Source organism: Chelativorans xinjiangensis (genome assembly GCF_009812055.1).
In the GTDB taxonomy this organism is placed as follows: domain Bacteria; phylum Pseudomonadota; class Alphaproteobacteria; order Rhizobiales; family Rhizobiaceae; genus Chelativorans; species Chelativorans xinjiangense.
The window spans coordinates 1-10651 of record NZ_WQNH01000089.1; the positions used below are offsets into that span (position 1 = coordinate 1).

Consider the following 10651-nt stretch of genomic DNA (forward strand, 5'->3'; position numbering starts at 1 on the left):
TGTCCCCAGGGGGAATCGGTCTCCCGCCAGCCACCGCAACTATGAGTATATCAGATGCGGCGGAGCTTGAGTTACAAGGGGGGCGCGACAGGGCGCGGCATCTCCGGCCCTCCTTACCGCACCTCCCGCTGGAACATTTCCGCGAGGATGATTGTACCGCTCCACAGGCCTGCTTGACTCACACATATCCCGGCGGTTATTGGTTCGATCAATAGCCAGCGGGTTATCGATTGCAATGCCACAGCCCCACGATATCCTTTTCAGAACGCTCGCCGATCCGACGCGACGCGCCATCTTCGAGCGGCTGTGCCGCGAGGGAGACCTGACGGTCCGGGCCCTGACGGCCGAGGCCGGCGTCTCGCAGCCGGCCGTCTCGAAGCATCTCGGGGTCCTGAAGCGGGCCGGGCTGGTGCGCGACCGCCACGAAGGCCGCCAGACGCACTATAGCGCGGAGCTCGGCGCCCTTTCCCCGCTGATCGACTGGACGAACCAGATGACCGGCTTCTGGCAAAGCCGGTTCGACGACCTCGAAGATCTACTCAATAGGATGGACCAGTGACCAATACCGAGCCCGAAACGCTCTCCGTCGTCGTCGAACGCGAGATCCCTCATCCGCCGGAAAAGATCTGGCGCGCGCTCACCCAACCCCACCTGATCGAGGAGTGGCTCATGAAGAACGACTTCAAGCCTGTCGTGGGCGACCGTTTCAATCTCAGCGCGGACTGGGGCACGGTCGACGGAAAGGTCCAGACAGCCGAGCCGCACAAGACGCTCTCCTACACGTGGGATACCAAGGATTTGAGGAGCGTCGTCACCTGGACGCTCACCACGACGAGCACGGGAACCCTCCTGCGCATGGAGCAGTCGGGCTTCCGGCCGGATCAGCAGCCCTACTACCGGGGCGCCAAGGCCGGATGGCCGCGGTTCTTTGCGGCCCTGGAAGAGGTCCTGGCGCGGATGGATTGAGGCCCGCCAGCGCAATTCGAGGCTAAGACCCTGTTTACAGAGCGGTACTCACCGCGAGCGTGACAACGGAGGAATACCGATGAAGATCAAGTTGACCAGCGTGTACGTGGACGACCAGGAAAAGGCTCTGCGCTTCTACACCGAGGTGCTGGGCTTCACCAAGAAGGCCGATTTCAGCAATGGGCCGTTTCGCTGGCTGACCGTGGCCTCGCCCGAAGAGCCGGACGGAACCGAGCTGCAACTCGCGCCGGACAACCCGGCGGCCAAGGCCTACCGGGAGGCCATGTTCCAAAAGAGCCAGCCCGCCGTCATGTTCTTTACCGACGACGTCAAGGGCGACCACGAGCGCATCAAGGCGCGCGGCGCCGAGTTCACCATGCCGCCGACCGAGGTAACCGGCTCGACCATCGCCCAGCTGCACGACACCTGCGGCAACCTCGTTCAAATCACCCAGCTGGCGCGCTGGTAGGGCGGGCGCGTCTCACAGGAAGGTCCCAATGAACATTTTGATTCGGCAGGTTCACCGATGGACGTCGATCGTCTTCACGGCGGCCGTCATTGCAAACTTCGTCACCATGGGTCTGGGGGAGCCTCCGGCCTGGGTGGTCTACTCGCCATTGCCGCCGCTCTTCCTGCAGCTGTTCACCGGCCTCTACATGTTCGTGCTGCCGTATGCCGCCAGGTGGCGCGGCGAGGGACGAACCGTCGGGCAGGAGTGAACGCGATGGCCGGCAAGACGTCCAAGAATTCGGCGAAGGCCGAAAAGCCGGTTCTCCTCTCAGGCGGCAACCCGCAGATTGCCAAGGGCTACGGCGACACGCCCGTGCAAGCCTACATCGCGGCCATGCCGGGCTGGAAAAGCGACGTCGGGCGCCGCCTCGACGAGATCGTCGTGCACACCGTCCCCGGCGTGAAGAAGGCGGTGAAATGGAACTCGCCCTTCTACGGCATCGAGGACGACATCTGGTTCCTCAGCTACCATTGCTTCACGAAATACGTGAAGGTGACCTTCTTCCGCGGCACGTCGCTCCGACCGGTCCCGCCCGGCGCGTCCAAGCACCCGGAAGTGCGCTACCTCGACATCTACGAGGGCCAGCTCGACGAAGCTCAGTTCGCCGATTGGGTAAAGCAGGCGGCCGCGTTGCCCGGCGAGAAGTTGTGAGCGGGAAGGGATGGCGGGCGAGCGACAACAACCATGAAGAAGGCGATGACACCATGAAGAAGAGCGACCCGACGGAAGCAACAGCCGAAGCCGCCCCCTCCCAGCTCATCGACGCGAAAATCGCCGCGCTGGGAGACTGGCAGGGCGAGACGCTCGCACGGGTCCGGGCTCTCATCAGGGAGGCCGACCCCGAGGTGGTCGAGGAGGTGAAATGGCGAAAGCCGTCGAACCCGCTGGGGGTTCCGGTGTGGGAGCACGACGGCATCATCTGCACCGGCGAGACGTACAAGGACAGGGTGAAGCTGACCTTCGCCAAAGGCGCCGCGCTTGAGGACCCCTCGAGCCTCTTCAACGCCAGCCTCGAAGGCAACACCCGCCGTGCCATCGATTTCCACGAGGGCGACAAGATCGATGAAGAGGCGTTGAAGACGCTCATTCGCGCCGCCGTGGCTCTGAACGTATCGGCGTGAGCCAACGCTTGCCCCGCTCGCTCTCGGAGTCCAAAGAGCGCTTGAGGGGCGTCTTAGCTGGAGCGAAGCGAAAGCTAAGTGTTAGAAATTGCAAGAGAGGGGGGCGGCGCCACCTGATGCGACAACTCTCAACACACCCTAGCCGCCCAGTTCCTTGAGCTTCGCCTTGATGGCGAGGAAATCGCGCCAGGCGAGTTTCTTGTGCGCCGGGTTGCGCAGGAGATAGGCTGGATGCAGCGTCGGCATCGTCGGGATTTCGTGCCCATCCGGTGTGGCGTGGATCGCCCACGTGCCGCGCATGCGCATGATGCCCGTTTGCGTGTTGAGCAGCAGCTTGGTGGATGGGTTGCCCAGCGTCACCAGCACCTTCGGCTTCGCCAATTCGATGTGCCGCTCGATGAACGGGCGGCAGATCTCGGTTTCGAGCGGCGAGGGATCGCGGTTGCCGGGCGGCCGCCAGGGGATGACGTTGGAGATGTAGGCGCTCGCGCGGTCGCGGCCGATCGCCGCCAGCATGCGGTCGAGCAGCTTTCCCGAACGGCCGACGAAAGGCAGCCCCTGCAGGTCCTCGTCGCGCCCCGGCGCCTCGCCCACCAGCATCAGGTCGGCTTCCGGGTTGCCGTCGGCGAAGACCATGTTCTTCGCGGTGTGTTTCAGGTTGCAGCCGTCGAAATCGGCAAGGATCGCCTTCAACTCCTCCAGCGATCCCGCCTCGCGCGCAAGCGAGCGTGCCCGAGCCGCCTGCGCCTCGTCGGGGACGGCGGCGCGCACCGCCGGCCGGGGCGGGGCAGGGGGCGCTTCCCGCGCCGGCCCCTTCTCCTCGGCCATGCCGGGTGCCGGCGCCTCCTTCGCCTTGGCAAAGCGGTCCTGCGCCTCCTCGGCCAGCGCCTCGTCGGCGCCGGCATCGGCGTAGAAGGAGAGGATGTCGCGCAGTTGCGCGGGATCGCGGATGGGCATCATGGCGCCAATGTCGTCCGCCGCCGCGCGCAATGCAAGGGGGGAGCGCGCGAGAGGCCGGCCCGGTTTCACGAGAAGGGGATACGCGGATCCTGCACCAGGTAGAAGGTGGCGACCGGCGTCAGGTCGGTGACGAGAAACGAGAAGGTTGCCGTCTCGTCCGGGTCGACCTTGCCATCGGTGAACAGAAGCCTGTCGTGCGGCTCGAAGTCCCGGTTGTGCTCGAAAAAGGCATCGGAGGAGATTGTGCCCCTTTCCGTCTGCCTCTGGTCGAAGGACAGCCCGTCGCCATAGGTGCTGGGCAGGCCGCGCGTTTCCTGTAGTTCGTAGGCGAATTCGATCCAGGCAAGCGCGCTCGCATTCACCGTCTCCAGCCTGAGATAAAGCCGCGTGCCGGCATGGCGCGCGGCGTTGGGGGCCTTTGGGGGCGGCGCGACCTCGCGGATGACGAGCACCACCGAACTCGCCGAGTAAAGCTCCTGCGTCAGCACCACCGGGTCATCCTTGGTGCCGCTGCCGGCTATACCCCGGATACGGAAGCCGCCGTTTTCGTGGGAGAAGGAATAGCCGCCGGCAAGCCAGCGCCCGTCATCCGCCGGGCCTGCGCCCAGCAGGAAAAACGCGGCGATGGCCGCTGCCCATCGCGCAGTGCCTCGCATTGCCGTGCCTCCCATGCCCGCCCCGGCGGGCACAAGGTGCCCCCATGCCCGCCCCGGCGGGCACAAGGTGCCCCCATGCCCGCCCCGGCGGGCACAAGGTGATTGTACCGCACAATGGCCCCCAACCGGTAGTGCCCGGCCGGAATTCGCTGCTGGCCCGCCCTGCAAAGGGGATTTGCCGCCGCGTTGTTTGGAAGCTATTCGGTGCCTTGCCGGACGCCCCGGATGCTGGAGCAAGGAATAGAACGATGAGCAAGGCCGCATCCTTCCGCAATCCCCGACCCTCGGTCGAAGCGCCGGCCTTCGACGCGGCGTTCCGGGAAAAGCTCGGGGACCTTCTCTCCTGGCGCCGCGATGTGCGGCGCTTCCGCCCCGAGCCGCTGCCCGACGGCCTTCTGGAGCGTCTCCTCGATTCCGCCTCCCTTGCGCCGTCCGTCGGGCTGAGCCAGCCCTGGCGCTTCGTCATCGTGACGAGCGGGGAACGGCGCGCCAGGATCAGGGAGAACTTCGCGCGCTGCAACGCCGAGGCCCTTGCCGCCGAGCCGTCCGAGCGCGCCGGCCGCTATGCGCACCTTAAACTGGCGGGCCTGGACGAGGCGCCCTGCCACGTGGCGGTGTTCGCGGACCGGTCGACCGGAAAGGGCCACGGCCTGGGGCGCCGCACCATGCCGGAGATGATCGAATATTCGGCGGTGATGGCGATCTATACGCTCTGGCTCGTCGCCCGCGCGGAGGGTGTCGGCCTCGGCTGGGTCTCCATCCTGGAGCCGAAGGACGTCGTCTCGGCGCTCGACGTCCCGCGCACATGGACCTTCATCGGCTACCTCTGCCTCGGATACCCGGCCGCCGAAGACAGCGTTCCGGCGCTGGAGAGGGCCGGGTGGGAGACGCGGGCACCCGCCGCTACGTTCCGGATGGAGCGGTGAAGCGCCGTTTGCACATGTTTACTTTTACGTGAAAGTAAGAATAATCGGAAGGCATGCCCGTGGCGGGCGCAAGGAATTGCTTTCCCGTACCGCCGCAGCGGTTTAACCGCCTGGTGCGATGCGCTATAGCCGGGCCGGGCTAAAGCAATTCCAGGAAAAGTGGAAACCGGTTTTCCGTCCGGAATTGCGACAAAACAAGGAGTTGGACCAGCTCATCGATTTCGTGAAACGATGAACTGGTCTAGGCAGCCGATCGTGGCGACCCGTGGAGGATTGGATGAGCGAACGCGAGAGCATGGAATTCGATGTCGTGATCGTCGGCGCCGGGCCGGCGGGCCTGGCGGCATCGATCAGGCTGAAGCAGCTCAATCCGGAGCTTTCCATCGTCGTGCTCGAAAAGGGCGGCGAAGTCGGCGCCCACATCCTCTCCGGCGCCGTGGTCGACCCCGTCGGCATCGACAGGCTTCTGCCCGGCTGGCGCGAGGAGGCCGGCCATCCCTTCAGGACCGAGGTCACGGACGACCAGTTCCTGCTTCTGGGGCCGGCCGGCTCCATGCGCCTGCCGAACCTCCTCATGCCGCCGCTGATGAACAACCACGGCAACTACATCGTCTCCCTCGGCAATGTCTGCAAATGGCTCGCCGAAAAGGCCGAGGCGCTGGGCGTCGAGATCTATCCGGGCTTCGCCGCGGCCGAAGTGCTCTATAACGAGGAGGGCGCCGTCATCGGCGTCGCCACGGGCGACATGGGCGTGGAGCGCGACGGCACCCACGGCCCCGGCTACCAGCCAGGCATGGAGCTTCTCGGCAAATACGTGCTGATCGGCGAGGGCGCGCGCGGCTCGCTCGCCAAGGAGCTGATCGCCAAATACGGTCTGTCCGAAGGCCGCGAGCCGCAGAAATTCGGCATCGGCCTGAAGGAACTGTGGGAGGTGAAGCCGGAGAACCACAAGCCCGGCCTGGTGCAGCACTCCTTCGGCTGGCCGCTCGACGCCAGGACCGGCGGCGGCTCCTTCCTCTATCATTTCGACGACAACCTGGTGGCCGTCGGCTTCGTCGTCCACCTGAACTATAAGAACCCCTATCTCTCCCCTTTCGAGGAGTTCCAGCGCTTCAAGACGCATCCGTCCATCCGCGGCACCTTCGATGGGGGGAAGCGCCTCTCCTACGGCGCCCGCGCCATCACCGAGGGCGGCTTCCAGTCCGTGCCGAAGATGGCCTTTCCGGGCGGCGTCCTGATGGGCTGCTCGGCCGGCCTCGTCAACGTGCCGCGCATCAAAGGTTCGCACAACGCGGTGCTGTCGGGCATGCTGGCCGCCGAGCACGTGGCCGGGGCCATAACCTCCGGCCGCGCCAATGACGAGCTCACCTCCTACGAGGAAGCCTGGCGCGCCTCCGACATCGGCAAGGACCTGAAGAAGGTGCGCAACGTCAAGCCGCTGTGGTCGCGCTTCGGCACCTATGTCGGCGTCGCCGTCGGCGGCATCGACATGTGGTTCAACACGCTGTTCGGCTTCTCCCCGCTCGGCACCCTGCGGCACGGCAAACCCGATTCGGAAACCTTGGAGCCCGCCGAAAAGCACACGCCAATTCCCTACCCGAAGCCCGACGGCGTCCTCACCTTCGATCGTCTGTCCTCGGTGTTCCTGTCCAACACCAACCACGAGGAGAACCAGCCGGTGCACCTGAAGGTGAAGGACATGGACCTGCAGAAAGCCTCGGAATATGCCGTCTTCGCCGGCCCCTCGGCGCGCTATTGCCCGGCCGGCGTCTACGAATGGGTGGATGCCGACGGCAACGCCCTCACCGCCGGCGCCTCCCGCGACAACCCCGACGCCCGCTTCGTCATCAACGCCCAGAACTGCGTGCACTGCAAGACCTGCGACATCAAGGACCCGAACAGGAACATCAACTGGGTGCCGCCGCACGGCGGCGAGGGGCCGGTCTACCAGAATATGTGAGGGCAGGTGGCGCGTTGCTGTTCAGGCATGGATCCGTTCCGATAGACAAAACGGTCAAAGCCAAAGGCGGCCGCCCTACTCCCTTGCAACGCTCGCCTGCATCACCTCGGCCGCCTCTTCCGCCGGCCTCACCGCAAACTCCAGCAGCACCGGCAGGTGGTCGGAGCCGACACTTTCGAGCCGCCTCGTGGCGATCGGCACCACGCGGCCCTTCGTGAAGACGTTGTCTATCGGTAGGCCGGCAACGCGCCGGAGGAGATCCGGCGCCGACCGCACCAGCCATGTCGGGCCGATATTTCCGGCCGAGGTCAGCCCGCCCGCCGCCGCCACGCGCCGCGCCGTCAGGCTCCAGGGCGCGGCATTGAGGTCGCCCACAGCGATGGCCGACGACGAAAGCCGCTCGAGAACGGGAACGACATCGTCTATCTGCCATGCCTGCTCGAACGGCCACGGCCAGCCAAGATGGATCGCCGCGATATCGACCGCCGCGCCGCCGAAATTCACCGTGGCGATCGCCAGCGAGCCCCGGTCGAAGCACTGCGCCTGGGACAGGTGCACAAACGGCCTGCGCGACAGGATCGCCACGCCGCCGATGGGCGAGGGCGGCTGGCAGACGATGCGGTGCGGATAAGCGCCCTCGATCAGTTCCAGTTCCGGCAGCCACGCGGACGAGGCCTCGTTCAGCGTCACCACGTCCGGCTGCTCGCGGCCAATGAGGGAGAGGACCTCTCTCGGCGTGCGGTTGTCGTAGCGCAGGTTGAGCTGCAACAGCCGATAGCGCGCGGCACCCATCTCCCCTTCCGCATGCACCTCCCCGGCCGGCAGCGCCGTCACCGAGGCGATCGCCGCGCCCCCCAGAACGGCCGCCATCAGCCCGATGCGTCGCCAGCCTCGAACGAAAAGCAAAGGCAGCGCCAGGATCACCACCAGCGCCGCCAGATGCACCCGGAAATGCGCCAGCGAATCGAAAGCCGGGTGCACCGTGCCCCAGTACCCCATCACCAGCGGCACGGTGAGGAGCGTCGCCGAAAGGGCGAGGAGAGGGGGAAGGCGGCGGCGGTTGTCGGACATGAGGCGTTTGTAACGGCTCGATTGCGGCGGTAGCAAGGTTCCATGAGGCAGGCAGTCGCCCTTTATTGCTCCCGCAGTGCCGGCTCCCTCTCCGAGATCACCCAGTCCCTGAAGGCACGGACCCGGGGATCGGAAAGGCGCTCCTGCGGATAGGTGAGATGGTAGCCCTTCTTCACCGGCACCGTCAGGTCGAACGGTTGCACCAGTGCGCCGGAGGCGATTTCGCGTTCGACATAGCCGAGATAGCCCAGCACGATTCCTTGCCCGTCTATCGCCGCCTTTATCCCCATCGAGTAGTCTTCGAACCGCCAGTGCCGGGCAGGCTTGACCCCGCCCGCGCCCGCGGCGTCCAGCCACAGATCCCAGTCGTCATAGCTGTCGTCGATGTCCCTTATCAGGATGTTCTTCGCCACCACCTCGGCAGGTGTCAGGCCGGCAATCCGCGCCTTCAGCTCCGGCGCGCAAAGGGGCGTCACCCTGAAGCGCAATATCGGTTCAGTCTGTAGTCCGGGCCAGTTTCCTTCGCCCCACCGGAGGGCCAGATCGGCTTCGCCCGCCGCCAGATTGGTGGGGTGATAGGTGCTGAGGATGGCGATGTCGATGTCGGGATGAAGCTCCCGGAAGCGGTAAAACCGGGGCATCAGCCAGCGGGTGCCGACTTCCGATGTCACGCTCACCGTCAGCGGCCGCGACAGGTCGGGGCCGAGCAGCTCCGCCGTGGCACGGGCGAGCTGAGCGAAGGCGTCCTCGACGCCCGCCCGATATCGGCGCCCCGCCGCGGTCAGGCCGAGCCCGTTCGGCAACCGCCGCAGCAATTGCAGGCCCAGCTCCTCCTCCAGACCGCGGATCCGGTGGCTCACGGCACTCGGCGTGATGCGGAGCGCTTCCGCGGCGCCTGCCAGGTTGCCCATCCGCGCCACCGCTTCGAAGGCTTGCAGCCCACGCAGGGAAGGAAGTCGCCGCATCGCTCGCTCCTGGTTGAGAAAACCTCAAATGCGCACTGAAATCTTCGCGTTTGCCTGCAGGCCATTTTGGCCCGACCTTGCCTCCATGTGTAGAGCTTTTTTCAAGAGACTTGGCTTGTGGAAGCGCCGCCCGCCGACAAGCTTGCCGCCCGACGGCGAAAACCCCGATCTGTCCCGCAAGCTCACCACCCTGCTGATCCCCGGCCCGCCGGGCGCTGCCGACCACGTCCTGTGGTCATTGCTCCTGAAGGATCCGCCGAGCTGGCATGGCCATGGGCCGACGCGGCGAAAGCGGGGCCGGGGCTAGGACCGCCGGCTCATCCCTTTCGACTGCATGCCCCTCGGATAAGCCCGCGCTCCTTCACGCTCCCCTCTGTCCTGAGCTTTGTCGAAGGGCCGGACATTTCCCCCGCGAGGGGGGAGATTGTGCCGCCCGCTTGCTCCGGCACCATTCCTGCAATGCTGATGATTGGCGAAGCCCATCATGACGGCCGATCTCCCCCCTTGCGGGAGAGATGTCCGGCCCTTCGACAAAGCTCAGGACAGAGGGGGGCGCGAAGGGGCGCCGGCATTTCAAGGAAATCCACCACCCACCCGCGCGCGTCATCCCGGCCGCGCGACGACATGCGCGTACTGCGTGCCCATCTCCACCCCACCGCCCGCGCGTCATCCCGGAAGTCGGAGCGAAGCGGAGACTGTCCGGGACCCATTCCGTGACTCGTCCACCTTCCGGCCCGCTTCGCCGGAGCTTCAGCGAGGCGAGAATGGGTCCCGGACAAGCCTTCAGCCTTCGCCCTGCGGGCTTCGGCTGACAAGTCGGCTTTCCGGGATGACGCGCGCGGGTGGGATGACGCGCGCGGGTAGGGATGACGCGCGTTGGAAAGGCGGCGGGCGCCCTTCACCTCAGCCGGCGGTGCCTCGCCTGCGCGGGGATAAAATGTGGCGACAAAGATTTTTTCTTCCCCACCAACCCATTGTTTTCCTTCGCTTCCGAATAATTTCTCCAACTTTTTTCGCAGGAAAATACTCCCCCCTGCCCAGCCTGCCCTTAAAATCCTCCCCATCCCACCCGCACGCGTCATCCCGGAAGTCGGAGCGAAGCGGAGACTGTCCGGGACCCATTCCGTGACCAGTCCACCTTCCGGAATGGGTCCCGGACAAGCCTTTCGGCTTTCCGGGATGACGCGCGCGGGTGGGATGACGCGCGCGGGTGGGGATGGGGATGACGCGTGTTGGGAAGGCGGCGGGCGCCCTTCACCTCAGCCGGCGGTGCCTCGCCTGCGCGGGGATAAAATGTGGCGACAAAGATTCTTTCTTCCCCACCAACCCATTGTTTTCCTTCGCTTCGGAATGATTTCTCCAACTTTTTTCGCAGGAAAATACGCCCCCCTGCCCAGCCCGCCCGTACAATCCACCCCATCGCCCTCACGGGAACCGGGTCCGGACCGGGGATCAGGGAGAGCGGCGGAGACCTCTCCCTTCGGGCTCGGTACCCGGAGGCCTGAGGGCCCGCGA

At 65.7% G+C, this 10651-nt stretch carries 13 protein-coding genes; 9 read left to right on the top strand and 4 right to left on the bottom strand.

Translation table 11 applies throughout. The features are described 5' to 3' along the window. The first annotated feature begins 235 nt into the window (after positions 1 to 235). The 6 genes from GM910_RS26260 to GM910_RS26285 all read left to right on the top strand — a co-directional run bounded on the left by GM910_RS26260 (position 236) and on the right by GM910_RS26285 (position 2598). Positions 236 to 559: an ArsR/SmtB family transcription factor gene (locus GM910_RS26260; protein ID WP_159593749.1), complete on the top strand. Its 324-nt coding sequence runs from the start codon at positions 236 to 238 to the stop codon at positions 557 to 559. Continuing rightward, complete coding sequence (locus GM910_RS26265) at positions 556 to 966, top strand: SRPBCC family protein (RefSeq protein ID WP_159593751.1); 411 nt, start codon at positions 556 to 558, stop codon at positions 964 to 966. Before GM910_RS26260 ends, GM910_RS26265 begins: the two co-directional genes overlap by 4 nt. Before the next feature lie 79 nt (positions 967 to 1045). After that, a complete protein-coding gene (locus tag GM910_RS26270) occupies positions 1046 to 1435 on the top strand; it encodes a VOC family protein (RefSeq protein ID WP_159593753.1) in 390 nt (129 codons plus the stop codon). A gap of 28 nt (positions 1436 to 1463) precedes the next feature. Then, on the top strand, positions 1464 to 1685 hold the full coding sequence (locus tag GM910_RS26275; protein ID WP_159593755.1) for a hypothetical protein: 222 nt from the start codon (positions 1464 to 1466) through the stop codon (positions 1683 to 1685). Positions 1686 to 1690: 5 nt separating this feature from the next. Continuing rightward, positions 1691 to 2128, top strand: a complete 438-nt coding sequence (locus GM910_RS26280) for a DUF1801 domain-containing protein (RefSeq protein ID WP_159593757.1) — start codon at positions 1691 to 1693, stop codon at positions 2126 to 2128. Positions 2129 to 2181: 53 nt separating this feature from the next. Then, positions 2182 to 2598 carry a DUF1801 domain-containing protein gene (locus tag GM910_RS26285; protein WP_159593759.1) on the top strand — a complete coding sequence of 139 codons (417 nt, stop codon included), beginning with the start codon at positions 2182 to 2184 and terminating at the stop codon, positions 2596 to 2598. Between the two features lie 138 nt (positions 2599 to 2736). On the opposite strand, the gene GM910_RS26290 is transcribed toward GM910_RS26285, so the two are convergent. Together GM910_RS26290 and GM910_RS26295 are read right to left on the bottom strand one after the other, a co-directional pair. Next, entirely contained in the window at positions 2737 to 3558 is an 822-nt protein-coding gene (locus GM910_RS26290; RefSeq protein ID WP_159593761.1) for a uracil-DNA glycosylase, read from the bottom strand. Positions 3559 to 3623: 65 nt separating this feature from the next. After that, a complete protein-coding gene (locus tag GM910_RS26295; protein ID WP_159593763.1) occupies positions 3624 to 4214 on the bottom strand; it encodes a hypothetical protein in 591 nt (196 codons plus the stop codon). A gap of 248 nt (positions 4215 to 4462) precedes the next feature. On the opposite strand from GM910_RS26295, the gene bluB reads away from it, so the two are divergent. Beyond that, positions 4463 to 5140, top strand: a complete 678-nt coding sequence (gene bluB / locus GM910_RS26300) for a 5,6-dimethylbenzimidazole synthase (RefSeq protein WP_159593765.1) — start codon at positions 4463 to 4465, stop codon at positions 5138 to 5140. Positions 5141 to 5417: 277 nt separating this feature from the next. Next, positions 5418 to 7100 (top strand): electron transfer flavoprotein-ubiquinone oxidoreductase, encoded by a 1683-nt coding sequence (locus tag GM910_RS26305; protein ID WP_159593767.1) that lies wholly within the window; start codon positions 5418 to 5420, stop codon positions 7098 to 7100. A gap of 75 nt (positions 7101 to 7175) precedes the next feature. Here the strand turns inward: GM910_RS26305 and GM910_RS26310 are convergent, their stop codons facing one another. Together GM910_RS26310 and GM910_RS26315 are read right to left on the bottom strand one after the other, a co-directional pair. Further along, a complete protein-coding gene (locus tag GM910_RS26310) occupies positions 7176 to 8171 on the bottom strand; it encodes an endonuclease/exonuclease/phosphatase family protein (protein ID WP_159593769.1) in 996 nt (331 codons plus the stop codon). 62 nt (positions 8172 to 8233) lie between these two features. Beyond that, positions 8234 to 9136 (bottom strand): LysR substrate-binding domain-containing protein, encoded by a 903-nt coding sequence (locus GM910_RS26315; RefSeq protein WP_159593771.1) that lies wholly within the window; start codon positions 9134 to 9136, stop codon positions 8234 to 8236. Between the two features lie 115 nt (positions 9137 to 9251). Here GM910_RS26315 and GM910_RS26320 point away from each other — a divergent pair, with 115 nt between their 5' ends. Beyond that, on the top strand, positions 9252 to 9443 hold the full coding sequence (locus tag GM910_RS26320) for a hypothetical protein (RefSeq protein ID WP_159593773.1): 192 nt from the start codon (positions 9252 to 9254) through the stop codon (positions 9441 to 9443). The last annotated feature ends 1208 nt before the right edge of the window (positions 9444 to 10651 follow it).